This is a genomic window from Rathayibacter sp. AY1E6, from assembly GCF_002931115.1.
Lineage (GTDB): Bacteria > Actinomycetota > Actinomycetes > Actinomycetales > Microbacteriaceae > Rathayibacter.
In genome coordinates this window covers 187814-211517 of the sequence record NZ_PSVK01000005.1, presented here as the reverse complement: position 1 = coordinate 211517, position 23704 = coordinate 187814, and the positions used below count along the sequence as shown (strand labels likewise).

The window sequence follows — 23704 nt, the reverse complement described above, 5'->3', positions numbered from 1 at the left end:
CTCTCCACCTACTGGAACGACTACAACTCGGCCCAGTAGGTGGAGAGGTAGTCGAGCTGCGAGGCCAGGCGGCTCGGCGGGGGACCGGGCTCGGGAGCAGGGGAAGCGGCTATGTCACCAGGCGGGGGTGGGAGATCCGTCAGACGAGCCTCCGAAAGCGCTCCGAATAACAGTACGGTAACGAGCGGCGCGTGTCACGCCCGATCGTGTCCGTCTGTGATCGCTAGACCGCCTAGGAAGTGGTCCCCGGTGCGTAATCGGGCGCATCCGGAAGGCCGAAGGCGCGCTCGAGCGTCTCGATGCCGGAGTCGTGCAGGTACCCGGAGAGCTGGGTCCCGACGTACCGCAGGTGGTACGGCTCCGACTCGTACCCCGTGATCGGAGTGGCGTCGGGCTTGTAGCGCACGAGGAAGCCGAAGCGATGGGCGTTGGCGCCGACCCACTGCCCCTCCGGAGTGTCGCCCCAGCAGATCTCGAGCGCGCACGCGCCCGACGCTCCCACCACGTCGACCGCCCAGCCGGTCTGGTGCTCACTGTGCCCCGGGCGCGCACTCGTCGCATCCGCTCCCGCCTGCCCGCGCGAGGACACCCAGCCCGCGTAGACGCTGACCTGGGTGTCGTAGGAGCGGTAGGCGCTCTGCACCGCCAGCGAGAGGCCGGCCTCGGAGCGGGCGGCGGCGAAGAGCGGGACGAGGGCGTCCGCGGTCGCCTGGCGCATCGGCTGCCGGTTGACGTAGGGCACGTCGGGGAAGGTCAGGTCGGCGGGGACGTAGTCGACCGGCGCGAGCGTCCGCAGCTTGTTGACGACGACCCAGGTGCTCGCCGGGTCGTCGACGGACTGCGCGGTGAGGTCGATCCCGGAGGCGGTGGGAGTGGGTGTGGGAGTCGGAGTGGCGGTCGGCTCCGCTGTGGGCGCCGAAGTGGTCGCGGCGGCGGAGGGCGACGGAGCGGGCGGCGCCGTCGAGGGGGTCGGCGAGGGCGCCGGCGCTCCGTTCCCGATGGCGGCTCCGACCCCCAGCGCGGTCAGGCCCGCCGCGGCGGCCACACCCCCGATGACCAGGGCTCGGCGGCGGACGGGGCGCCCATCGGTCGGCTCGTTCTCGTTCGACGTCATCCTCCGAGCCTAGACAGACCCGTTCCTGCGCATCTGCTGAAGCACCGGCGATCGGTTCTGTCCACCCGTGCCCCTCCACGCGGGTCGCGCATATCCTCTAAGGATTCACATAAGCAGACCCCCTAGCTTGAGTGACAGCCACGACTCCGTGTGCGACCGCCCCCTCGGCCGCACGGCCCCCCACGGAGCCGTCGATGGAAGGACCCCATGCTCCGACCCCTCACCGCACCCTCCGTCCCTCTCGCCGCCCTCGCTCGGACGCTCGAGATCGGCGACGAGGGCGGCCTGACGGCCGAGATCAGCGGAGTGACGCTGATCGCCTCCGACGTCGAGCCCGGCGACCTCTTCGTCGCCCTGCCCGGGGTCAACCGCCACGGGGCCGAGTTCGTCGAGCAGGCCGTGGCCCGCGGCGCCTCCGCCGTGCTGACCGACACCGCGGGCGCCGACGCCGCGCGCGCGACCGGTCTGCCCGTCCTCGTGGTCGACGACCCCCGCTCCCGCCTGGGCGCCGTCGCCGCCGCCGTCTACGGGACGGCCGAGCGCTCCCCCGTGCTGCTCGGCGTGACCGGCACCAACGGCAAGACGTCGACCGTCCACATGCTCGAGGGGATCCTCCGCCAGCTCGGCGTCGTGCCCGGCCTCAGCTCGACCGCGGAGCGCCACATCGGCGACACCTCGGTGACCAGCGGCCTGACCACCCCGGAGGCGACGGAGCTGCACGCGCTCGTCGCCCGCATGGAGGAGGAGGGCGTCGGCGCGGCCGCGATCGAGGTCAGCGCCCAGGCGCTCACCCGCCACCGCGTCGACGGCGTGGTCTTCGACGTCGCCGGCTTCACGAACCTCAGCCACGACCACCTCGACGACTACGGCGACATGGACACCTACTTCGGCGAGAAGGCCCAGCTGTTCCAGCCCGATCGCTCGCGCCGGGCCGTCGTCTCGCTCGACTCCCCCGCGGGCGCGCGCCTCGTCGAGGTCGCCGGCGTGCCGGTCACCACGATCACCTCCCTCCCGGGCGTCGACGCCGACTGGACCGTGACGGTGCTCGAGCAGGAGTTCGGCCGCACCCGCTTCCGGATCGGCAACCGCGAGGGCCGTGCCATCACGACCTCCGTCCCGATCATCGGCACCCACATGGCCGCCAACGCCGGACTGGCGATCGTGATGCTGATCGAGTCCGGTCGGCCGATCGGCGAGATCCGCGCCGCGCTGCACCGCGACGGCGGAGTGGACGCCTCCCTCCCCGGCCGCACCGAGCGCGTCTCCGGCGACCGCGGCCCCACGGTGTACGTCGACTTCGGACACAGCGCCGACGCCTTCGCCCGCACCCTGGAGGCCGTCCGCGAGGTCACTCCCGGCCGCGTGGTCATGGTGTTCGGCGCCGACGGCGACCGGGACGCGCTCAAGCGCCCGGCGATGGCCGAAGCCGCCGTCCTGGGCAGCGACGTGCTGGTCGTCACCGACCACCACCCGCGCTTCGAGGACCCGGCCTCGATCCGGCGCACCCTCGTCGAGGCCGCCCGCGTCGCACGTCCGGACGCCGAGATCCACGAGGTCGACGACCCCAAGCGCGCCATCCGCGTCGCCGTGTCCCTGGCGCACGAGGGCGACGCCATCCTCTGGGCCGGCCCCGGGCACCAGAACTACCGCGACATCCTCGGCGTGCGCACGCCGTACTCGGCCCGAGCCGAGGCCCGCGCAGCGCTCCGTGAGGCCGGCTGGGCGGACGAGGCGGTCCCCGCTCCGGCCTGACGCACGGCCCCGGCACGGCGGCCCTGAGATCCCGTTCAGGCTCGCCGGACGCTCTGTCGCGCTCTCCGCACGAGGTGTAACTTTGCGCAGCACGCAACGTTTGCGGCGGATCGCCGTGCCTGGACGCGTCCGCCAGACAAGGGGACCACCGTGGCCGACTCCGCCTCCGCTTCATCCGCTCCGACCTCGACGCCGTCCGGCGCCGTGATGTCGCACCGGCAGATCCTGTTCGTCATCTTCGGCCTGATGGCGGGGATGTTCCTCTCCTCGCTCGACCAGACCATCGTCGGCACCTCGATGCGCACCATCGCGGACGACCTCGACGGCCTCTCGCAGCAGGCGTGGGTGACCACCGCCTACCTGATCGTCTCGACGATCGCGACGCCGATCTACGGCAAGCTCTCCGACATCTTCGGACGCCGCCCGCTCTACCTGATCGCGATCGTGCTGTTCCTGATCGGCTCGACGCTCGCCGGCTTCTCGACCTCGATGCTCGGCCTCGCGGGCTTCCGCGCCGTGCAGGGCCTCGGCGCCGGCGGGCTCATGTCGCTCGCGCTCACGGTGATGGGCGACATCCTGCCCCCGCGCGAGCGCGCCAAGTACCAGGGCTACTTCCTGGCCGTCTTCGGGATCTCCAGCGTCGTCGGACCGCTCATCGGCGGCCTGCTCGCCGGCACCCCCGAGATCCTCTTCATCACCGGCTGGCGCTGGGTCTTCCTGATCAACCTCCCGATCGGCGCCGTCGCGCTCTTCATCGTCGTGCGGTTCCTCCACCTGCCCAAGCCCGCCGGCAAGCGCTCGGTGCGGATCGACTGGTGGGGCGCCTCCCTCGTCGTCATCGCCGCGGGACCGCTGCTGCTGATCGCCGAGCAGGGCCGCGAGTGGGGCTGGGGCTCGCCGATCGCGTGGGTCTGCTACATCGTCGGCGCGCTGGGCGTCATCGGCTTCATCGCGGCCGAGCGGATGATGGGCGACGACGCGCTCATCCCCCTCAAGCTCTTCCGCTCGCCGACCTTCTCGATGGCGACCGTGCTGGGCGTCCTCGTCGGCTTCGGCATGTTCGGCGGCATGATGGCGATCCCGCTGTACCTGCAGCTGGTGAACGGCGCCACGCCGACCGAGTCCGGCTTCCTGATGCTGCCGATGATCCTCGGCCTGATGATCGCCTCGATCGTCTCGGGTCAGATTATCTCGCGCACGGGCCGCTACCGCGCCTTCCCGATCGTCGGCACCTTCCTGATGTCGGCCGCGTTCTTCTACTTCACCTTCGTGACGATCGACAAGCCGGTGATCTTCATGATGGGCGGGATGCTGATGCTGGGCCTCGGGCTCGGGCAGATGATGCAGACCCTCACCCTGGCCTCGCAGAACTCGGTCGACGTGGCGAACATGGGAGTCGCTACCAGCGCCTCCACGTTCTTCCGCCAGATCGGCGGCACCCTGGGCACCGCCGTGATCTTCTCGGTGCTCTTCAGCCGCATCCCCGACACCATCGCCGCGGCCTTCAAGAACCCGGCGCTCGCGGCGGATCTGCAGCGGGCCGCCACCGACCCCGCCGTCGCCGCGGACCCGGCCAACGCCGGGATCCTGAAGCTGCTGCAGTCGCAGGACACCGCCGCGATCGGCTCCGCGCTCGACGGGGACACCTCGTTCCTGAACACCGCGGACCGCGCCCTGTCGGCCCCGTTCCTGACCGGGTTCAACGACGCGACCGTGACCGTGTTCCAGGTCGCGCTGGGCGTGGTCCTGCTGGCCTTCGTGCTCTCGTGGTTCCTCAAGACCCCGCCGCTGCGCGCGAAGTCGGCCATGCAGGAGGCGCACGACCTCGCGGCCGAGGACAGCGCGGAGGAGCTGCGCCGCACGGACCCGCAGCTGGCCGCGCGCGCCGGGGCCGACCTGGCCGCGGGCAGCATCGAGCCGGACGTCCGGACGGACTCGATCCGCACCGCTCCTCCGCGCGACGGGCACGGCGCCCACCGAGCCTGATCGGGAAGCGCCGACGGACCGCGTCCTGCGCTCCGCTCCTCCCCTCCGAGGCGCCGCCTCCGCCGTCCGGACACCGCCCTCACCGCGGTGTCCGGCCGGGGAGGCGGCGCCGCACGGTCGTCCGGGGTGCGATGTCCCGCGTTCCGGGGCGAGAGAGCGCTCCACCGGGGCTCTAGGATGGTCGGACCGCTGCCGAAGGAGTCCGCAATGAGCGCCGCCCCCACCCCCTCCCCCGCGACCCCGAGCCTCTCGGAGCAGATCGCCCGCGTCGATCGGCTCGCCGTCCGCGACTGGCCCGCCGGCTTCCTCTGGGGATCCGCGACCGCCGCCGCCCAGATCGAGGGCGCCGGCCACGAGGGCGGCAAGGAGGACAGCATCTGGGACGCGTTCTCCCGCGTCCCCGGAGCGGTCGCGAAGGGCGACACCCCCGAGGTCGCGGTGGACCACTACCACCGGATGCCCGCGGACTCGCGGCTGATGAAGGAGCTGGGGCTCGGCTCCTACCGCTTCTCGGTCAGCTGGGCGCGCGTCAAGCCGGGCGACCGCGCGGTGAACCCCGAGGGCCTCGACTTCTACTCCCGCCTGGTCGACGAGCTGCTCGGCGCCGGCGTGCTGCCGTGGCTCACCCTCTACCACTGGGACCTCCCGCAGGCCGTCGAGGAGACCGGCGGCTGGGCGAACCGCGACACCGCCGAGCGCTTCCGGGACTACGCCGAGGCCGTCTACGAGAGCCTCGGCGACCGGGTGCAGCACTGGACGACGTTCAACGAGCCGTTCTGCTCGACCCTGCTCTCCTACGGCGCGGGCGTGCACGCCCCCGGCGTGATCTCGCAGCAGAAGGCCCTCGCCGCCGTGCACCACACGCACCTCGCCCACGGGCTGGCCGTCTCGACGCTCCGGCAGCTCGGAGCGCAGAACCTGGGCATCACGCTCAACCTCTCGAACGCCGTCCCCGACGACCCCGAGGACGAGGCCGACCTCGACGCCGCACGCCGCTTCGACGCGCTCCAGAACCGGATCTTCCTCGACCCGCTGCTGCGCGGCGAGTACCCCGAGGACCTGCTCGAGGACGTCGAAGGGCTCGGGCTCGACGAGCTGATCGTCGACGGCGACCTCGATCTCATCTCGCTCCCGCTCGACTTCCTCGGCGTGAACCACTACCACGACGACAACGTCTCGGCGCATCCGCTGCCGGCCGGAGCCGACGACTTCGCCCAGGCGACCGACCGCGAGGTCGGCTCCCCCTGGGTCGGCTCCGAGTTCATCACCTTCCCGTCGCGCGGTCTGCCGCGCACCGCGATGGACTGGGAGGTGAACCCCGACGGGCTGCGCTACCTGCTGACCCGCCTGGGCCTGGAGTACGAGAACCTCCCTCCGCTCTACGTGACCGAGAACGGCGCCGCCTACGACGACGTCGTCGAGGACGGCCGCGTGCACGACGCGGACCGCACGCAGTACGTGCTCGACCACGTCGAGAAGGTCGCCGACGCGATCGACCAGGGCGCCGACGTCCGCGGCTACTTCGTCTGGTCCCTCCTCGACAACTACGAGTGGGCCTGGGGCTACGAGAAGCGCTTCGGCATCGTGCGCGTCGACTACGACACGCAGGAGCGGATCGTGAAGGACTCGGGCCTGGTCTACTCCCGACTGCTCGGCGGCAGCGCCGCGGCGATCCTGGACTGACCCGTGAGCGAGCCGACGGGCGTCCGCGGCGGGGGCCGCTCCCCCACCCTCGAGATGGTCGCGGCGCGGGCCGGAGTCTCGCGCGCGACGGTCTCGCGGGTGGTCAACGGCGCCCCGCAGGTGGCGGCCGAGATCGTGGCCGCCGTCGAGAAGGCGATCGGCGAGCTCGACTACGTGCCCAACCACGCGGCGCGGATGCTCGCCTCGCGGCGCACGCAGTCGATCGCGCTGATCGTGCCGGAGTCGACCGCGCGCGTCTTCGCGGACCCGTTCTTCGCCTCGATCGTGCAGGGCGCCGCGATGCGCCTGGCCGACACGGACTACACGCTCTCGATGCTGATCGCGTCCGAGACGGACGGCGAGAAGACGCGGCGGTACCTGCTCGGCGGCAACGTCGACGGTGCGCTCGTGGTCTCGCACCACTCAGGCGACCACTCCTACGCGGCGCTCTCGGGCACGCTGCCGATCGTCTTCGGCGGCCGGCCGCTCTCGCCGGACGAGCGCGGCTCCTACTTCGTGGACGTGGACAACACGGAGGGGGCGGCCGTCGCCACCGCGCACCTCATCGAACGCGGCCGGCGCCGGATCGCCACCATCGCGGGCCCCGCCGACATGCCGCCGGGCGTCGACCGCCTGATCGGCTGGCGCGGCGCGCTCACCGACGCCGGCCTCGCCGACGACCTCGTCGAGTGGGGAGACTTCTCGCCGGCCAGCGGGACCGAGGCGATGCGCCGCCTCCTCGCCCGCGACCCCGACCTGGACGGCGTCTTCGCCGCGAACGACCAGATGGCGGTCGGCGCCTACGCCGCCCTCCGCGAGGCCGGCCGCCGGATCCCCGAGGACGTGTCCGTCGTGGGCTTCGACGACGATCTCTTCGCGCGGAACGCCGTCCCCGCGCTGACCACCGTTCGCCAGCTCCCCGACGAGCTCGGCGCCCGCATGGTGGAGCTGCTGACCGCCCGCATCGAGGGGCTCCCCGTGGAGCACCGCACGCTGATGCCGACGTCGCTGGTCGTCCGCGCCAGCAGCTGACTCCGGCCCGCGACTGTCCAGGAGTCGTCGCAGTCGACGCCGAGTGCGACTACTCCTGCGTAGTCGGAGGGCTCCGCGTGCTCGATCGGATGCGGACCGGCGGGCGGATCCGGACGGTGGGGCGGACGCGGGCGGCGGGGCGGGGATGGACGAGCGGGTCGATCCGTCGACGGGGTGCGTCACGGTCGCCAGCCGTGGGCCACGAGAGCGGCACGGAGCTCGGCGATCGTGCGCGCCCTGCCCCGGGTCAGACCCTCCGCGCGGACGACCACGACGATCCAGCCCGCGAGGTGCAGGGCCAGGAGCCGTTCACGATCGCGTGAGAACTGCGCGTCGTCCGTCCGGTGCTGGCCGCCGTCGTACTCCGCCACCACCTTCCACCGTTCGAAGACCAGATCGCCGACCGCGAGCAGTCGGCCGCCGATCCTGATCTCGGCGTTCACGTCGGGCGCGGGCAGTCCCGCCTCCTCGACGAGAGCGCGGAGCCAGGTCTCCCTCCGCGAGGCGGCTCCGGTCGATGCCAGCCGCAGAGCCTCAGCCAGGCCGCGTCGGCCCCGGCCCCGATGGGAGGCCAGGCGGTCCTGCAGCTCGTGAAGCCGGACATGGGGACGCGGATCGTCCCGGCGCGGGTAGCGCGGCTCGAACAGGAGGTGGTCCGTCGCCGCGAGGAGATCGCGGGCGGACAGCAGTGGCGCGAGCGCGATCCACGTCGACACCGCTCCTGTCACCGGCAGGCCGTGCCGCTCGACCCTGTCCGTCTCCGTGAGGGTGTGGCCGATCACACCCCGGGTCCTGGGGGGCCGGTGCGGCATCGTCGCCGCCACGTGGATCGGATCGTCCTCGCCGGGTCGCGCCGGGAGCGGCACTCCCCAGGCTTCGGCCGCGGTCAGGTGGGAGAAGAGCTGCCAGGGCCGCAGCCGCGGCAGATAGGCGGCGGCTCGTTCCAGGTGCGTGACGGGCGCCACCCGGGTGCGCACTCCGTGGAAGGGGCTGGCCAGGGCGGGAGTGCGCAGCCGGGCGTCCGTCATCCCGGCGCGGAGTGCCGCTCGCCGGGTGAAGGCTCCGAGGTCGGTGCTGGACATGCCGCGATTCTGGCGGTCCGTGATCCTCGTCCGACTCCCGCGATCCGCATTCTGTGGACGAACCCCTGATCCCGCACCTGGGGAGGCGCGCCTCCCACCACGACTGTCCAGGAGTTGTCGCAGTCGGCGTCGAGTGCGACAACTCCTGGACAGTCGGAGCGATCGATGTCGAGTGCGACACCTTCTGGACAGTGGGAGCCGGCCGGTGCGCAGGAGTCGCGGGGGTGGCGAGCGAGGACGGCGACGTCTGAGGAGTCGAGAGGGCCCGCGTCAGAGGAAGAGCGGCGCCGGGTCGAGGGCGGCGAAGCGGCGGCGCATGACGGCGACCGCGTCGGCGTGCTCGTCGACGAGGACGAAGCGGCGGCCGAGAGCGTGCGCGACGGCGCCGGTCGTGCCGGAGCCGGCGAAGAAGTCGAGGACGGCGTCGCCCTCGCGGCTGGACGCCTGCACGATGCGGCGGAGGATCCCCTCCGGCTTCTGCGTCGGGTACCCGGTCTTCTCGCGGCCGGTCGGCGAGACGATCGTGTGCCACCACACGTCGGTCGGCCGCTTGCCGCGCTCGGCCTTCTCGGGGGTCACGAGGCCCGGGGCCATGTACGGCTCGCGGTCCACGGCGGCGGAGTCGAAGTGGTAGCCGCGCGGGTCCTTCACGTAGACGAGGATCGTGTCGTGCTTGGTCGGCCAGCGGCGCGTGGCCTTCGCTCCGTAGTCGTAGGCCCAGATGATCTCGTTGAGGAAGCACTCGCGGCCGAAGAGCGCGTCGAGCAGCACCTTCGCGTAGTGCGCCTCGCGGTAGTCGAGGTGGAGGTAGAGGGTGCCGTCGTCGGCGAGGAGCCGCCACGCCTCGGCCAGACGCGGCTCGAGGAACGACCAGTAGTCGTCGAAGCGGTCGTCGTAGCGGAGCAGGTCGCCGCGGATCCGCTCGTAGCTGCGCCCCTTGAAGCCGGCGATCGTGCCTGTGGTGGAGCGCACCGAGGTGGTCGAGGTGCGCACCTGCGCCCGGCCCGTGTTGAACGGCGGGTCGAGGTAGACGACGGTGAAGGCCCCGTCGGCCAGCTGCGGCAGGACCTCGAGGTTGTCGGCGTGGAACACCGCGCTCCGCGACTCCGGGACGCCGTCCGCGATCTGGATCGTCCTGGGCACCCGGCAATTGTGCCAGTGCGCGCGAGCCCGGCGACACGCTCCGCGCCTCGCGCCCGGGCTCGACGGATGCCGGGGAGGCTCCGGCGTAGAGTGGCGCGATGATCTCCGAGGTGCGCCACGACGAGGACTCGTCCCGCTACACGCTCTGGCTCGACGGCGAGACCGTCGGAGTCGCGGACTACGCCGTCCGCGGCCGCGACGTGGTCTTCCTCCACACCGAGATCGCGCCCGAGCACCGCCACGAGGGCCTCGGCGAGACCCTCGTCGAGGCGGCCCTCGACGACGCGCACGAGCGCTTCGGCGGGCGCATCGTCCCGGCCTGCCCGTTCGTTGCCGAGTTCATCGCCGATCACCCGGACTACCACGAGCTCCTCGCGAGCTGAGGGGCTCCCGCCGGTCCGGTCCGCCGCGTTCCGCTCCGGGTCCACGCGCCGGCGACCGCCGCCCCGGACCCGCCGGTCAGGGGACGCGCCGCAGCCACTCCGGAGTCGAGTACTTCGTCCGCACCAGCTCCTCCGCCGCCGCGTACTCCTCCTCGGTCAGCGTCCCCGCCTCGCCGCCGTGCATCTGCACGAAGGTCGCCTTCATCCGCTCGATGATCTCGGCGCGGCTGAGCCCGGTCTGGCTGCGCAGCGGGTCGACGCGCTTCACGGCGGAGGCGATGCCCTTGTCCGAGAGCTTCTCGCGGCCGATCCGCAGCACCTGCACCATCTTCTCGGCGTCGATGTCGTAGCTCATGGTCACGTGATGGAGGACGGCGCCGGAGCCCAGGCGCTTCTGCGCGGCGCCGCCGATCTTGCCCGAGGGCGAGGTGATGTCGTTGAGCGGCTGGTAGACCGCGTCGATCCCGAGCGACTGCAGCGCGCTGACGGCCCACTCGTCGAGGAAGGCGTAGGAGTCGGCGAAGGTCAGCCCCTGGACGAGGTCGCCGGGGACGTAGAGCGAGTACGTGACGACGCTGCCCGCCTCCATGAACATCGCGCCGCCGCCCGAGATGCGGCGGACCACGTCGACGCCGTACTTCGCCGCGTTGTCGAGGTCGACCTCGTTGCGGAGCGACTGGAAGCTGCCGATGACGACGGCGGGCTGGTCCCACTCCCAGATCCGCAGCGTCGGCTCGCGACGGCCCTCGCCGACCGCGGCGGTCAGCACCTCGTCGAGCGCCAGGTGGGTCGCGGGAGGGACGGCCCGGTCGTGCACGATGCGCCAGTCGTAGTCGCGCCAGCTGGTCGCCTTCTGCAGCGAGCGGCGGATCGCGACCGCGACGGCCTCGGGCGTGAAGCCGAGCAGGACCGCGTCGGCCGGGAGCGCCTGCCGGATGGCGGCGGCGATGGACTTCGCGTCCGTCTCGGCCGGGAGGCCCACGACCGCGCGGTCGATGTCGTCGAGGGCCGTGTCGGGCTCGAGGAAGAAGTCGCCCGCCAGGCGGAACCCGGCGAACCTCCCGTCGACCACGTCGAGGTCGACGACCACGAGCTTTCCGCCGGGGACCTTGTACTCGCCATGCATGACGCCAGCCTAGGCGCGAGCCGGGGCGGGGAAGCGCTCGCCCAGCCACTCCACGAGATCGGCCGTGACCTCGGCCCGGTTGAGCTCCTGGAACAGCTCGTGCCGCGCCTCCGGGTACACCCGCACCGAGACGTCCGTGTACCCGGCCCGCCGCCGGTAGGCCTGGGCGAGCGCGCGCACCGACCGCTCGCCGCCGAGGGTGTCGTCGGCGCCCACGACCAGCAGCAGGGGCAGTGGATGCTCGGGCCCGCGCTTCGGGCGGCCGACCAGCCGCAGGGTCTCGACCAGCCCGATCCGCTTCGCGAGCGGCGTGGTGAAGGTGAGGGGGTCGTCGTGGAACCGCTGCCAGACCTCCGGGTCGCGGGAGAGCCACTCGAGGCCGAGACCGCCGGCGACGCGGTGCCGCTTCGCCAGGTCGCCCGCGTTCATGTGCCCCGGGAGGCGGTAGGCCGTGCCGCTCAGCACGAGCGCGGCGTAGGCGCCGGAGTGGTGGTCGACGATCCGCTGCGCCATGAGCGACCCCCAGGAGTGGCCGAGCAGCACGATCGGCACTCCCGGGCTCTCCTCCGCGAGCAGCTCCGTCAGCCGGAGGATCGCCGCCTCGGTCGCGCGCAGGCCGCCCGGCCCCAGCAGTCCGAGCCGAGAGGAGTCGCCGCCGTGCTGCTCGAGGCCGGTCCGGCCGTGCCCGCGGTGGTCGTCCGCCGCGACCGCGTACCCGGCGGCGACCAGCGCCTCCGCCAGCTCGACGTAGCGCCCCGAGTGCTCGCCGACCCCGTGGGCCAGCTGCACGATCGCGCGGGGCGAGGGGTGCGGCCACCAGCGGTAGTGGATGACGACGCCGCAGGCGTCCTGGAAGGTCCTGTCGACAACGGCGCCGGTCATGGTGACCAGTGTGGCGCTCCGGCCGCTGGGCGCGAGGGACGCGATGAGAACTGAGAAGATACTCACGATCCATCGGCGGGCGCCCTGCTCGCTACGGTGCCTCGCTACCTTTTCCCTTGACGAGCGACCCCCGCGACCGTCCCCCGACCCCCCTTCACGAGCGAGGCCAGCCCCTTCATGACCGTATCGCCCCTGATCTGGACCCTGACGATCGTCTTCATCGTCCTGCTCCTGCTCTTCGACTTCTTCTTCCACGTCCGGAAGGCCCACGAGCCCACGCTGAAGGAGTCGTCGATCTGGTCGGCGCTCTACGTCGGCATCGCCGTGCTCTTCGGGCTCGGCGTCCTCGTCTTCGGCGGAGCGACGCCCGGATCGGAGTACTTCGCGGGGTACATCACCGAGAAGGCCCTCTCGGTCGACAACCTGTTCGTCTTCCTCATCATCATGGCGAGCTTCAAGGTGCCCCGCGCCGACCAGCAGAAGGTGCTCCTCTTCGGCATCGTCTTCGCGCTGATCGCCCGCACCGGCTTCATCTTCCTCGGCGCCGCACTGATCAACTCGTTCGCCTGGGTCTTCTACATCTTCGGCCTGATCCTGCTGCTGACCGCGTTCAACCTGGTCAAGCCGGGAGACGACCACTCCAGCGACAACGTGATGGTGCGCCTGGCCAAGCGGATCTTCAAGACGAGCGACCAGTACGACGGCGACAAGTTCTACACGCACATCGACGGCAAGAAGGTCCTCACGCCGATGATCCTCGTCATGGCGGCGATCGGCGGAACGGACATCCTGTTCGCCCTCGACAGCGTGCCGGCGATCTTCGGCCTCACCAGCGACGTGTACCTCGTCTTCACGGCGACCGCGTTCTCGCTGCTGGGCCTGCGCCAGCTGTACTTCCTCATCGACGGCCTGCTCGACCGCCTCGTCTACCTCAGCATCGGCCTCGCCGCGATCCTCGCCTTCATCGGCGTGAAGCTGATCCTGCACGCGCTCCACGAGAACAACCTGCCGTTCATCAACAACGGCGAGCACGTGGAGGTCTTCGAGATCGGCACCGGACTGTCGCTCTCGGTCATCATCGGCGTCCTCGTGATCACGGTGATCGCCTCCCTCGTCAGCCCCAAGGGCCGCCGCATGGCCGCCGAGGCCGCCGAGCGCCGCCGCGTGGCCGAGGCCGCGGGCGCGGACGTCGACGCGACGCACTGAGTCGTCCTGTGCGCCGCGGAGCGGCGCACCGCGGTCGGCTCTCCTAGGCGGTCGGTTTCCCGAGAGCGGGTCCCGACCGCCTAGAACGATCCGCTGACACGCGGATCGCTCGTTCGACGGGCCGTCTCGTGCGCCGCAGGGCGGCGCGCCGCAGTCGGCTCCCACGGGCGGTCGGGTTCCCGAGAGCGGGTCCCGACCGCCTAGGAGGATCCGCTGACACGCGGATCCCCCGTTCGGCTCGACCGAGCACCGCACGCCGGTGCTCCGCAGTCAGCTCCCCTAGGCGCTCAGGTCCCCGAGAGCGGGTCCCGACCGCCGAGAACGCCCCGCCGGCTCGATCGCGGACTCCGCTCGCGGAGGGTCAGCGGGCGCGGTAGCGGTGCTCCGGGCGGCCGGTGGTGCCGTAGCTGAGGGTCATCTCGACGAGGCCGCGGCCCGCGAGACCCGAGAGGTAGCGCTGGGCGGTGGCGCGCGAGATGCCGGCGCGCTCGGCCACCTCGAGAGCCGACAGCTCGGCGCCCGACTCGGCCAGGCGCGCCAGGACGAGCTGCTCGGTCGCCGAGCGCGAGGGCTGCGCCGCGGTCGCGTCGCCCGAGTGCAGGATGCGCAGCGCCCGCTCCACCGCCTCCTGATCGGCCGCGCGGTCCTCCCGCAGCACGTTCCGGAACCGCACGTACGCGTCGAGGCGCTCGCCGAGCAGGCGCGCCTCGAACGGCTTGATGAGGTACCCGAGCGCCCCCGCGTGCAGGGCGCGCCGCACCGTCGCCCCGTCGGAGGCGGCGCTGACGACGAACGCGTCGGTGTCGAGTTCGCGGAGCAGCGCGATCCCGCTCTGATCCGGCAGGTGCACGTCGAGCAGCAGCAGATCGGGCGCGTGCTCGGCGACGGCCGCCCGCGCCGCGCGCGCCGTGTGCACCGGAGGAAGGGCCGTCAGCCCCTGCCGCGCCTCGACCAGGTCCGCGTGCAGCTGCGCGACCCGGAAGTCGTCGTCCACCACCAGCACCGTGCGCTCCCGCGCCGTGTCCGCGCTCATGACCCGTCCCCGTCCTGCTCCGGCGGCAGCACCGCTCCGGGGAGGCGCGCGCACAGCACGGCCCCCGACTCCGCTCCGCCGGCGTCCGCCAGCCAGACCTCGCCGCCGCGGCGGGCGGCCACCTCACGGCACAGCGGCAGGCCGAAGCCCCGACCGTGCACGCGTCCGTCGTCCTCGACGGGGTCGCCCGCGCCGGCCCGGTCGAACAGCGAGTCCGGATCGAGCACTCCGTCGCCGGAGTCGGCGACCGTCACGAAGAGCGCGTCGCCGTCGTCGAGCAGCTCGACCTCGACGAAGCGCACGTCGCGCCGCCCCTCGACCGCCGCGCGCACCGCGTTGTCGACCAGGTTCCCGACCACCGTGGCGACGTCCTCCGGCTCGACGACGGTGCCGCGCACCAGCGTCTCCTCGCCGAGCGTCAGCAGCACACCGCGCTCGGCCGCCTCGATCCCCTTCGCCCCGACGAGCGCCTGGAGGTACGGCTCCTGCAGCCGGTCGGCGTGCTGCACCGGGTACTTGAGCGGGCCGCGGGTCAGCACCTCGTCGAGGTAGTCGCGCGCCGACGCGGTCCGCCCCGCATCCAGCAGGCCCGCGACCACGTGCAGGCGGTTGGCGAACTCGTGCCGCTGCACCCGGAGCGCGTTGGTCATCGCGCCGACCGCGTCGAGGCGCCGGCTCAGCGCGGCGAGGTCGGTGCGGTCGCGCAGCACCACCACCACGCCCAGGTCGCGGTCGCCGCGGGTCACCCGGCGGATGTCGACGTAGACGATGCGGGAGCGGACGACGAAGCCCTCCTCGCCTCCGGGGCGGGGCGGTTCGACGGAGTGCAGCGCGGCGCCGATCGCGTCGGCCAGCGGTACGGGGAGGTCGAGCTCCGCGAGCGGCCGCCCGTGCAGCGCCCGCCCGGTCGGGTCGTCGGAGCCGAGGATCGCGGCGGCCCGCGCATTGCAGACGCCGACGCGCCCGTCGCGGTCGAGCGCGAGCACGCCCTCGTCGACCCCGTCGAGCACGGCGGCCTGGTCCTGCACGAGCGAGGTGAGCTCCTCCGGGGCGAGGCCGAGCGTCAGGCGCAGCAGGCGGCGGCGGATGAAGACGGAGGCGACGGCGGCGAGCACCAGCCCGGCGAGCGCCGCGGCGAGGACGCCGAGCAGCGCGGTCGGCAGGTCGGTGAAGACGCTGGAGCGCGCGAAGCCGATGCTGACCTCGCCGACGACCCGCTGCTCCCCCGCGGCGAAGACCGGGACCTTGGCCCGTGCCGACTCGCCCAGCGTGCCGGTGCCCCACGAGACGCTCTCGCGCCCGGCGAGCGCCTCGTCGGGGCTCGTCGAGACCCGCTCGCCGAGGCGGTCCTCGTCGGGGTGGGCGAGGCGGATGCCCTGGTCGTCGGTGATCACGACGAAGAGCGCGCCGGTGCGCTGCTCGACGGCGGCGGCGACGTCCTCGAGCGGTCCGCCGCGCAGCTCCGAGGCGGCGGGCGCGCCGGGCACCGCGGAGGACGCGGCGACCGCGTCCTGCACGTCGGGGTCCTCGGCGACGGTGCGGGCGATGGCGAGCGCCGTCCCCTCCGCCTCGCCGCGCAGCTGCTGGACGCTGAGCGCGGTGACGAGGCCGGCGCAGACCAGCACGGCGGCCGACACCGTGGCGAGCTGCAGGACCAGGACGTGGGTCGCGAAGCGCATCGGGGCCTCCTCGCCGTCGTCGTGCGCAGAATGCGCAGAAGCCACACTATGCGCAGATGTCGCCGTAATGAGCGATACCCCGGCGCCGGACGCGGAGCTGCCTAGGGTTTCCACCATCTCCCGGCCGGCTCTCCCGCCGAGCGCGGGCGGAGGCACTGGACGAAGGAGTCAGCTGTGTTGGTAGTACTCGGTTTCACGATGATCCTGGCCTTCATGGCCCTGATCATGACCAAGCGGCTGACGCCGATGGTCGCCCTGATCGTCGTGCCGACGATCTTCGGCCTCTTCGCGGGCGCCGGCCTCGGCATCGGCGACATGGTCCTCGAGGCGATCGGCAGCCTCGCGCCCACGGCCGCGCTGCTGATGTTCGCGATCATGTACTTCGGGATCATGATCGACGTCGGGCTCTTCGACCCGCTGATCCGCTTCATCGTCCGCGCGCTCGGCGACGACCCGGCGAAGGTCGTGCTCGGCACGGCGCTGCTCGCGGGTGCGGTCTCGCTCGACGGCGACGGCTCGACCACCTTCATCGTCACCACCGCCGCGATGCTCCCGATCTACCTGCGCCTGGGGATGAACCCGGTCGTGCTGACCTGCGTCGCGGGCCTGGCCAACGGCACGCTCAACATCGTCCCCTGGGGTGGACCGACGGTGCGCGCCGCCGCGGCCCTCCAGGTCTCGCCGAGCGAGATCTTCGTGCCGATGCTCCCGTCGCTCGCGGTGGGCCTGGCCGTCACTCTCGTCTTCGCCTGGTTCCTCGGGCTCGGCGAGCGCCGCCGCCTAGGCTCGCTCGCGCTGGCCGAGCCGATGCTCGAGCAGGAGCTCGTCGGCGCCGGCCGCGGCTCCTCCTCCCGCTCGGGCGGCGCCCGCACCGGCGGCCTCGCGGCCCTGACCGGGGGCATCCGCACCGTCGCCCGGGAGCGCTTCTCCTTCCTCCGCGGTCCCCAGGCCCTGCGCGGAGCCCAGGTGGCGGTCGCCGCCCGCGTGCAGGCCGACGACGCCGACACCGCGATGGCCGACACGATGCTCGACCCCGAGCGCGAGACGCTGCGCCCGAAGCTGATCTGGGTGAACCTGGTCCTGACCCTCGCGGTGATGACGCTGCTGGTCGCCGACATCCTGCCGCTGCCCTACGTGTTCATGGTCGGCTCCGCGGTCGCCCTGCTGATCAACTTCCCGAAGATGAAGGACCAGGCGGCCGAGATCGTCAAGCACGCGCCGAGCATCGTGGGCGTCGTGTCGATGGTGCTGGCGGCCGGCGTGCTGATCGGCGTCCTCAACGGCACCGGCATGGTCGACGCCATGGCGGAGTGGGTCGTCGCGGTGATCCCGCCGGCGCTCGGCCCGTTCCTCGCCGTGATCACCGGCGTGCTCAGCATCCCGATGACCTTCTTCATGTCGAACGACGCGTTCTACTACGGCATCCTCCCCGTGCTCTCCGAGAGCGCGGCGAACTACGGCATCTCGCCGGTCGAGATGGCGCGCGCCTCCGTCACCGGGCAGCCGGTGCACCTCCAGAGCCCGCTGGTCCCGGCGATCCTCCTGCTCGTCTCCCTCGCCGCGGTGAACCTCGGCGACCACCACCGCAAGGTGCTGTGGCGAGCGGTCGTCGTCTCGCTGGTCATGCTCGCCGTCGGCGTGCTGGTCGGCTCGATCCCCTTCGGCTGAGGTCGACGGAGCGGAGCGCCGAGCGATCGGAACGAGGACGGGACCCCTTGCTGCGGCGGGGGTCCCGTCCTCGTTCCGCGGCTCGGTCCCGCAGCCCGCGCTAGCGCAGCAGCGGCGCCAGGTTCTCGGTCCACACGTCGGAGCCGACCTTGAGGATGAGGGCGCCGACCACGACGAGGAACGCGACCCGGATGAAGCGGCTGCCACGAGCGACGGCCATCCGCGAGCCGAGGTACGCGCCCGCCACGTTGGCGGCGCCCATCAGGAGGCCCAGCAGCCAGATCACGTGCCCGCCCGGCACGAAGTAGAGCAGGGCGCCGAGGTTGGTCGCGACGTTGACGATCTTCGCCTTGGCGCTGGCGAGCAGGAAGTCGTAGCCCAGCGCGGTGATCAGGGCGATGATCAGGAAGGTGCCGGTGCCCGGTCCGATCAGGCCGTCGTAGAAGCCGATCAGGAGTCCCAGCACGGCCGCCGTGACGAGGTGGCGCCGGCCCGCGTGCTTGAGCACCGTGACGCTGCCCAGCGCCGGGCGCGCGATCGTCACGACGGCGACCACGATCAGCGCGACGACGATGATCGGCTTGAACACGGCGGCCGGGAGGAGGCCGGCGAGCGTCGCGCCTCCGTAGCTGCCCGCGAGGGCGACCGCCGCCATCGGCAGCGCGGTGCGCAGATCGGGCTTCGCGCGCCGGTAGTAGGTGATCGCGCTGGTGGTCGTGCCGAAGATCGAGGCCAGCTTGTTCGTGGCGAGCGCCTGCACGGGCGGGATCCCCGGCACGAGGAGCAGGGCCGGGAGCTGGAGGAGGCCGCCGCCGCCTACGACCGCGTCGATCCAGCCGGCCGCGAAGGCGGCGAGGATCATCAGCGCGAGGACGGGGAGTCCGAGATCCTCTGTGAAGGTCAGCATCGGTCGGAAGCGTACGCGAGCACCGCGACCCCCTCGACCTCGGGGGCGGGCCGCCCTAGGGTCGGCGGCATGCGATTCGGACTCTTCATCCCCCAGGGCTGGCGCCACGACCTCGTCGGCGTCCCGGCCGCCGACCAGTGGCGCACCATGAGCGACCTCGCCCGGCACGCCGACGACGGCGCCTGGGAGTCGATCTGGGTCTACGACCACTTCCACACCGTCCCGCAGGTGACGGAGGAGGCGACGCACGAGGCGTGGTCGCTGATGAGCGCGTTCGGCGCCACCACGTCGCGCGTGCGGCTGGGCCAGATGTGCACCTGCATGGGCTACCGGAACCCCGCCTACCTCGCCAAGGTCGCGACGACCGTCGACATCGTCTCGGGCGGGCGGGTCGAGATGGGCATCGGCGGCGGCTGGTACGAGCACGAGTGGCGCGCGTACGGCTACGGCTTCCCGCCGATCGCCGAGCGGCTGGGCCGGCTCGACGAGGGAGTGCAGATCCTGCAGCAGGCCTGGACGACCGGGTCCGCGACCCTCGACGGCCGCTACTACCAGGTGGACGGCGCGCAGAACCGACCGCTGCCCCTGCAGGAGGGCGGCATCCCGCTGTGGGTCGCCGGCGGCGGCGAGAAGGTCACGCTGCGGATCGCGGCCCAGTACGCGCAGTACACGAACTTCGCCGGGACCCCGGAGGCGTTCGACCACAAGAGCTCGGTCCTCCGCGGGCACTGCGAGCGCCTGGGCACCGACTTCTCGGCGATCACCCGGAGCTCGAACTACAACGTCGTGATCGGCGAGACGGAGACGGAGGTCGAGGCGGCGCTGCAGCGTCTCGAGGAGCGCGTGGTCCCGTACCTCGGCGCGGAGGGAGCGGCGTCCTTCGTCGCCGAGTACCGCAGCCCCGACGCGCTCGCGGTCGGCACTCCCTCGCAGATCGTCGACCGGCTCGCCGGCATGCAGTCGCGCGGGATGGACTACGGCATCCTCTACTTCCCGGACGCCGCCTACGACCGGTCCGGCATCGAGCTGTTCGAGCGCGAGGTGCTGCCGGCGCTCTCCTGAGCGCGGAGCGGCGGGGGCTCCTACGCCTCCCGCCCCCCGCCCGCAAGTCCTTGGGGCGCCCCGGCCCCGCGCCTACGGTCGGAGCATGGACGCACAGGACATCCGCTGGAACGACGAAGCCCGCGACAAGATCCTCGAGGACTCGGACAGGGTCCTCCGCGAGGCGGTGCTCGACCTCGCGACGAGCAAGAAGGGCGAGCCCTGGGAGGACGTGTTCGCGGAGCTGAACGCGCGCCTCAAGGACCGCTTCATCGACTTCGAGCCCGGCCCGGACCTCCGCAAGTACGCCGAGGCCGTCTCCGCCGGGGAGATCGAGACCGGCTCGTGAGCGAGCACGACCGCGACGCCGCGCTCGAGGACGAGATCACCTCGATCCACGCCCTCGGCGAGGGCCGCGTCGGCGAGACGGCCGGCCCGGAGGACGAGGACCACGAGCTCTCGCCCGAGCAGGACGCCCGCATCGAGTCCGAGCTGAAGAGCCGGGGCAGCGAGAGCTGATCCCCCCGGTACGCGGAAGGCCCGCTCCCCCTCGAGGGAGCGGGCCTTCCGCGTGAGTCGCGACTACGCCGAGAGGGGCTCGTAGTCGGTGTAGCCCTCGGCTCCTCCGCCGTAGACCGTCTCCTGGACGACCTCGTTCTCGGGGTGCCCGCCCTGCCAGCGCTCGACCAGGTCGGGGTTGGCGATCGCCGGGCGGCCGACGGCCACGGCGTCGGCGTGGCCCTCGCTGATCAGCTCGGTCGCCTCCTCGCGGCTGGTCGGCGAGCCGAAGCCGCTGTTGGCGATGAAGACGCCGTCGAAGCGCGAGCGGAGGTCCTGGACCAGCTCGCCGGCGGGCTCGGCGTGCAGGACGCTGAGGTAGGCCAGGCCGAGCGGGGCGAGCCCGTCGACGACGGCCTCGTAGGTGGCGCGCACGTCGTCGCCGTCGGTCTCGACGACGTCCTGGATGTTGTGGGCCGGCGAGAGGCGGATGCCGACGCGGCCCGCTCCGACCTCGTCGACGATCGCGCGGGTGACCTCGAGCGGGAACGCGGCGCGCTCGGCCGGGGTCCCGCCGTACTGGTCGGTGCGCACGTTGGAGACGGGCGAGAGGAACTCGTGCAGCAGGTAGCCGTTGGCGCCGTGCACCTCGACTCCGTCGAAGCCGGCGTCGATCGCGCGGCGGGCGGCGGCGACGAACTCGTCGCGGACGGTCGCCAGCTCCTCGGTGGTCAGCGCGTGCGGCACCGGGAAGGGCTTCTTGCCGGCGGGGGTGTGCACCTCTCCGTCGATGGCGACGGCGCTCGGGGCGACGATGCGGTCGGTGCCGGTGATCTCGGTGTGCGAGACGCGGCCCGCGTTCATCAGCTGCATGACGATGCGTCCGCCCGCGGCGTGCACGGCGTCGGCGACGGCGCGCCAGCCCGCGGCCTGCGCGTCGGTCTCGATGCCGGGCTGCCCGGCGTAGCCCTTGGACTCGGCGCTGGGGAAGACGCCCTCGCTGATCAGCAGGCCCATGCTCGCGCGCTGGGCGTAGTACTCGGCGACGATCGCGCCGGGCACGCCCTGCTCGTCGGAGCGCAGTCGCGTCATCGGTGCCAGGACGATGCGGTTGGGGAGGTCGAGGTCGCCGGCGGTGAGGGGGGAGAACGGATCCACGGGATCGCCTTTCTACGGAGCTGTCTCAGGGGCTGCCCTGAGGGGGGAGGCACGTGCACCTGCGGCGCACTCCGGGCGGCAACCGCGAGCGGAGCACGGTCATTCCTCCTCCCGGCGTTCTCCCATCCCCCGCGCCCCGGGCACGCGGTCGACGGCCTGCCGCCTCCCGACTCCTGCTCGGACACCCGGGCTGTCTACACTCGGGAGGCGACGACGAAGGAGTGTGCGCGATGCCGGCGAGACCCCACCACCCCGTGAGCTCCCGGCTGCTGCCGGCGCTCGGGGCCCTCCTGATCGCCGCGGTCCTCGCGCTGGTCCCCGCGACCGCGGCGACGGCCGAATCGCCCGTCTCCTTCTCCTCCTCCACCGTCCTCGACTCGGTCGGGGTGCTGAGCTCCGGAGAGACCACCGAGATCGAGCAGGCCTCGCGGGCCCTCTACGACCAGCACCGCGTGCAGCTGTTCGTCGCCTTCGTCGACTCCTTCACGGATCCGTCCGACCGCGCCGCGTGGGCGGACGAGACCGCGACCCGCAACGGACTGGGCACCGACGACGTCCTCCTGGCCGTCGCGGTCGACGCCCGCCAGTACCAGGTGTCGGTCGCGCAGGGCTTCGCCCTCGACGACGCGCAGGTCTCCTCGCTCCAGTCCGACGACATCGAGCCGAGGCTCGCCGACGGCGACTGGGCCGGAGCCGCGGTGGCCGCCGCCGACGGGATCGGACAGCGCCTCGACGCGCCCAGCGCCGGCGAGTCCCTCGGCTCGGGGCTGCTGATCGCGCTCGGCGTGCTCGCGGCCCTCGTCGTGGTCGGCCTCGTGGTGCTGCTGCTCGTCCGCCGCGCGCGGAAGCGCCGCGCCCAGGAGGCGGTGGAGGCCTCGATCGACGAGCTCGCCACCCGTGCCGGGTCGGCCCTCGTCCACGCCGACGACGCCGTCCGCACCAGCGAGCAGGAGGTCGGCTTCGCGGAGGCGCAGTTCGGCGCCGACGCGACCGGCGCGTTCCGCGAGGCGCTCGTCACCGCGAAGCGCCTGCTCGGCGAGGCCTTCACCCTGCAGCAGCGCCTCGACGACACCGAGCCGGAGACCGATCAGGAGCGCCGCGACGGCTACCAGCGCATCCTCCAGCTCTGCGCCGACGCCGAGCAGACGCTCGACGAGCGCGCGAGTGCGTTCGAGGAGCTGCGCGACCTCGAGAAGAACGCGCCGCAGGTCGCCGCCGCGCTCTCGGCTCGCGCCGCCGAGGTCGGCGACCGCCTCCCCTCGGCCCGCGCCCGCCTCGCCGAGCTCGCCTCCCGCTACGCGCCGACCGCGATCGACGACGTGGGCGACGACGCCGACCAGGCCGAGGACCGCCTCCGCTTCACCCGCGACCAGCTCGCCGGCGCCCAGCAGGCGCTGCAGGCCGGCGACTCCGGCCGCGCCGCCGTGCTGCTGCGCGCCGGGCAGCAGGCCGCCGAGCAGGCCTCCGGGCTCGTCGACGCGGTGGCGACGCGCGGCGACGAGCTGCAGAAGGCGAAGGCGTCGCTCGCCGGCCGCATCGCCGAGATCCGCGCCGACGTGGCGCAGGGACGAGCGCTCGCCGCCTCCCCGGACGCGGAGTCCGCCGCTCAGGCGCAGAACGTCGCCGCGGCGGTCGCCTCGACCGAGGCCGCCCTCGACGACGTCGAGCGCGCCGCCTCCGTGCGGCCGAACGACCCGCTCGCCCTGCTCGAGGCGCTCACCGCCGCCGACGCCACGATCGATGCCGCCGTCGGCGGGTTCCGCGACGCGCAGGCCCAGCGCGAGCGCGAGCGGGCCGCCCTCGGCGCCGAGCTCACCTCCGCCCGCAGCCGCGTCTCGGCCGCCGAGGACTTCATCGCGGCCCGCCGCGGCGCGGTCGGCTCGGAGGCGCGCACCCGCGTCGCCGAGGCCGCCCGCTCGGCCGAGTACGCCGAGCGCATCGCCGCCACCGACCCCCGCGAGGCTCTCGCCTCCGCCCAGCGCGCCTCGCAGCTCGCCCAGCAGGCGCTCGAGCGGGCGCGGGCCGACGCCGGCTCCTACTCCGCCCCGAACGCCGTCGGCAGCCCCTACGGAGGCGACACGACCGGCGCGTTCCTCGGCGGGATCCTGGTCGAGTCGCTCCTGGGAGGCGGACGCCGCAGCGGCTACCGCTCGGGCGGCTTCGGCGGAGGCGGGTTCAGCGGCGGCTTCGGCGGAGGCGGCTCGTCCCGGCGCTCCGGCGGCGGCGGCTTCGGCGGCGGGCGCAGCAGCGGCGGAGGCGGACGCCGCGGCGGCGGAGGGCGCTTCTGAGCGCCCCCGGGCATCCGCGCAGGACCGACGACCACCACCTCCC

At 72.8% G+C, this 23704-nt stretch carries 20 protein-coding genes; 11 read left to right on the top strand and 9 right to left on the bottom strand.

Features of this window, described 5'->3' with window-relative positions; genetic code table 11:
* Positions 1–232: 232 nt before the first annotated feature.
* Complete coding sequence (locus tag C5C46_RS07390) at positions 233–1114, bottom strand: D-alanyl-D-alanine carboxypeptidase family protein (RefSeq protein ID WP_104226215.1); 882 nt, start codon at positions 1112–1114, stop codon at positions 233–235.
* 207 nt (positions 1115–1321) lie between these two features.
* Here C5C46_RS07390 and C5C46_RS07385 point away from each other — a divergent pair, with 207 nt between their 5' ends.
* The 4 genes from C5C46_RS07385 to C5C46_RS07370 all read left to right on the top strand — a co-directional run bounded on the left by C5C46_RS07385 (position 1322) and on the right by C5C46_RS07370 (position 7567).
* Complete coding sequence (locus tag C5C46_RS07385; protein WP_104226214.1) at positions 1322–2866, top strand: Mur ligase family protein; 1545 nt, start codon at positions 1322–1324, stop codon at positions 2864–2866.
* 207 nt (positions 2867–3073) lie between these two features.
* Positions 3074–4852 (top strand): MDR family MFS transporter, encoded by a 1779-nt coding sequence (locus C5C46_RS07380; protein WP_104226227.1) that lies wholly within the window; start codon positions 3074–3076, stop codon positions 4850–4852.
* 207 nt (positions 4853–5059) lie between these two features.
* Positions 5060–6535, top strand: a complete 1476-nt coding sequence (locus C5C46_RS07375) for a GH1 family beta-glucosidase (protein ID WP_104226213.1) — start codon at positions 5060–5062, stop codon at positions 6533–6535.
* A 54-nt stretch (positions 6536–6589) separates the two neighbouring features.
* On the top strand, positions 6590–7567 hold the full coding sequence (locus C5C46_RS07370; RefSeq protein WP_104225165.1) for a LacI family DNA-binding transcriptional regulator: 978 nt from the start codon (positions 6590–6592) through the stop codon (positions 7565–7567).
* 179 nt (positions 7568–7746) lie between these two features.
* Here the strand turns inward: C5C46_RS07370 and C5C46_RS07365 are convergent, their stop codons facing one another.
* Together C5C46_RS07365 and C5C46_RS07360 are read right to left on the bottom strand one after the other, a co-directional pair.
* Complete coding sequence (locus C5C46_RS07365; RefSeq protein ID WP_104226212.1) at positions 7747–8649, bottom strand: hypothetical protein; 903 nt, start codon at positions 8647–8649, stop codon at positions 7747–7749.
* A gap of 270 nt (positions 8650–8919) precedes the next feature.
* Complete coding sequence (locus tag C5C46_RS07360) at positions 8920–9792, bottom strand: site-specific DNA-methyltransferase (protein WP_104225160.1); 873 nt, start codon at positions 9790–9792, stop codon at positions 8920–8922.
* A 98-nt stretch (positions 9793–9890) separates the two neighbouring features.
* Between C5C46_RS07360 and C5C46_RS07355 the strand changes: the two genes are divergently transcribed.
* Complete coding sequence (locus tag C5C46_RS07355; protein ID WP_104226211.1) at positions 9891–10175, top strand: GNAT family N-acetyltransferase; 285 nt, start codon at positions 9891–9893, stop codon at positions 10173–10175.
* Between the two features lie 76 nt (positions 10176–10251).
* Here C5C46_RS07355 and C5C46_RS07350 read toward each other — a convergent pair whose 3' ends face one another.
* Together C5C46_RS07350 and C5C46_RS07345 are read right to left on the bottom strand one after the other, a co-directional pair.
* Positions 10252–11301: a biotin/lipoate A/B protein ligase family protein gene (locus tag C5C46_RS07350; protein ID WP_104226210.1), complete on the bottom strand. Its 1050-nt coding sequence runs from the start codon at positions 11299–11301 to the stop codon at positions 10252–10254.
* Between the two features lie 9 nt (positions 11302–11310).
* Positions 11311–12183, bottom strand: a complete 873-nt coding sequence (locus C5C46_RS07345) for an alpha/beta fold hydrolase (protein WP_104226209.1) — start codon at positions 12181–12183, stop codon at positions 11311–11313.
* Between the two features lie 177 nt (positions 12184–12360).
* Here C5C46_RS07345 and C5C46_RS07340 point away from each other — a divergent pair, with 177 nt between their 5' ends.
* A complete protein-coding gene (locus C5C46_RS07340; RefSeq protein WP_104223866.1) occupies positions 12361–13389 on the top strand; it encodes a TerC family protein in 1029 nt (342 codons plus the stop codon).
* 361 nt (positions 13390–13750) lie between these two features.
* On the opposite strand, the gene C5C46_RS07335 is transcribed toward C5C46_RS07340, so the two are convergent.
* Both C5C46_RS07335 and C5C46_RS07330 read right to left on the bottom strand, forming a co-directional pair.
* Entirely contained in the window at positions 13751–14422 is a 672-nt protein-coding gene (locus C5C46_RS07335) for a response regulator (RefSeq protein ID WP_104223865.1), read from the bottom strand.
* Complete coding sequence (locus C5C46_RS07330; protein ID WP_104223864.1) at positions 14419–16101, bottom strand: sensor histidine kinase; 1683 nt, start codon at positions 16099–16101, stop codon at positions 14419–14421. The genes C5C46_RS07335 and C5C46_RS07330 overlap by 4 nt, the downstream gene beginning before the upstream one ends.
* A 198-nt stretch (positions 16102–16299) precedes the next feature.
* Here C5C46_RS07330 and C5C46_RS07325 point away from each other — a divergent pair, with 198 nt between their 5' ends.
* Entirely contained in the window at positions 16300–17769 is a 1470-nt protein-coding gene (locus C5C46_RS07325; protein ID WP_104226208.1) for a CitMHS family transporter, read from the top strand.
* A gap of 100 nt (positions 17770–17869) precedes the next feature.
* Here the strand turns inward: C5C46_RS07325 and C5C46_RS07320 are convergent, their stop codons facing one another.
* A complete protein-coding gene (locus C5C46_RS07320) occupies positions 17870–18676 on the bottom strand; it encodes a TSUP family transporter (protein WP_104226207.1) in 807 nt (268 codons plus the stop codon).
* A 69-nt stretch (positions 18677–18745) separates the two neighbouring features.
* Here C5C46_RS07320 and C5C46_RS07315 point away from each other — a divergent pair, with 69 nt between their 5' ends.
* From C5C46_RS07315 to C5C46_RS16830, 3 genes are all read left to right on the top strand, one after another.
* Positions 18746–19738, top strand: a complete 993-nt coding sequence (locus C5C46_RS07315; protein ID WP_104226206.1) for an LLM class F420-dependent oxidoreductase — start codon at positions 18746–18748, stop codon at positions 19736–19738.
* A gap of 85 nt (positions 19739–19823) precedes the next feature.
* Positions 19824–20066: a hypothetical protein gene (locus tag C5C46_RS07310; RefSeq protein WP_068251275.1), complete on the top strand. Its 243-nt coding sequence runs from the start codon at positions 19824–19826 to the stop codon at positions 20064–20066.
* Positions 20063–20236: a hypothetical protein gene (locus C5C46_RS16830; RefSeq protein ID WP_160035225.1), complete on the top strand. Its 174-nt coding sequence runs from the start codon at positions 20063–20065 to the stop codon at positions 20234–20236. The genes C5C46_RS07310 and C5C46_RS16830 overlap by 4 nt, the downstream gene beginning before the upstream one ends.
* Positions 20237–20299: 63 nt before the next feature.
* Here C5C46_RS16830 and C5C46_RS07305 read toward each other — a convergent pair whose 3' ends face one another.
* Positions 20300–21373, bottom strand: a complete 1074-nt coding sequence (locus C5C46_RS07305) for an alkene reductase (RefSeq protein ID WP_104226205.1) — start codon at positions 21371–21373, stop codon at positions 20300–20302.
* 230 nt (positions 21374–21603) lie between these two features.
* Here C5C46_RS07305 and C5C46_RS07300 point away from each other — a divergent pair, with 230 nt between their 5' ends.
* Positions 21604–23661: a TPM domain-containing protein gene (locus C5C46_RS07300; protein ID WP_104226204.1), complete on the top strand. Its 2058-nt coding sequence runs from the start codon at positions 21604–21606 to the stop codon at positions 23659–23661.
* The last annotated feature ends 43 nt before the right edge of the window (positions 23662–23704 follow it).

Excerpts from the sequence above, each read along its gene's own strand:
- C5C46_RS07335 (WP_104223865.1), bottom strand. The coding sequence starts at position 14,422 with ATGAGCGCGGACACGGCGCGGGAGCGCACGGTGCTGGTGGTGGACGAC.
- C5C46_RS07340 (WP_104223866.1), top strand. The coding sequence starts at position 12,361 with ATGACCGTATCGCCCCTGATCTGGACCCTGACGATCGTCTTCATCGTC.
- C5C46_RS07300 (WP_104226204.1), top strand. The coding sequence starts at position 21,604 with ATGCCGGCGAGACCCCACCACCCCGTGAGCTCCCGGCTGCTGCCGGCG.
- C5C46_RS07355 (WP_104226211.1), top strand. The coding sequence starts at position 9,891 with ATGATCTCCGAGGTGCGCCACGACGAGGACTCGTCCCGCTACACGCTC.
- C5C46_RS07345 (WP_104226209.1), bottom strand. The coding sequence starts at position 12,183 with ATGACCGGCGCCGTTGTCGACAGGACCTTCCAGGACGCCTGCGGCGTC.
- C5C46_RS07315 (WP_104226206.1), top strand. The coding sequence starts at position 18,746 with ATGCGATTCGGACTCTTCATCCCCCAGGGCTGGCGCCACGACCTCGTC.
- C5C46_RS07370 (WP_104225165.1), top strand. The coding sequence starts at position 6,590 with ATGGTCGCGGCGCGGGCCGGAGTCTCGCGCGCGACGGTCTCGCGGGTG.
- C5C46_RS07375 (WP_104226213.1), top strand. The coding sequence starts at position 5,060 with ATGAGCGCCGCCCCCACCCCCTCCCCCGCGACCCCGAGCCTCTCGGAG.
- C5C46_RS07310 (WP_068251275.1), top strand. The coding sequence starts at position 19,824 with ATGGACGCACAGGACATCCGCTGGAACGACGAAGCCCGCGACAAGATC.
- C5C46_RS07350 (WP_104226210.1), bottom strand. The coding sequence starts at position 11,301 with ATGCATGGCGAGTACAAGGTCCCCGGCGGAAAGCTCGTGGTCGTCGAC.
- C5C46_RS07390 (WP_104226215.1), bottom strand. The coding sequence starts at position 1,114 with ATGACGTCGAACGAGAACGAGCCGACCGATGGGCGCCCCGTCCGCCGC.
- C5C46_RS07365 (WP_104226212.1), bottom strand. The coding sequence starts at position 8,649 with ATGTCCAGCACCGACCTCGGAGCCTTCACCCGGCGAGCGGCACTCCGC.
- C5C46_RS07385 (WP_104226214.1), top strand. The coding sequence starts at position 1,322 with ATGCTCCGACCCCTCACCGCACCCTCCGTCCCTCTCGCCGCCCTCGCT.
- C5C46_RS07320 (WP_104226207.1), bottom strand. The coding sequence starts at position 18,676 with ATGCTGACCTTCACAGAGGATCTCGGACTCCCCGTCCTCGCGCTGATG.
- C5C46_RS07325 (WP_104226208.1), top strand. The coding sequence starts at position 16,300 with ATGATCCTGGCCTTCATGGCCCTGATCATGACCAAGCGGCTGACGCCG.
- C5C46_RS07380 (WP_104226227.1), top strand. The coding sequence starts at position 3,074 with ATGTCGCACCGGCAGATCCTGTTCGTCATCTTCGGCCTGATGGCGGGG.
- C5C46_RS07330 (WP_104223864.1), bottom strand. The coding sequence starts at position 16,101 with ATGCGCTTCGCGACCCACGTCCTGGTCCTGCAGCTCGCCACGGTGTCG.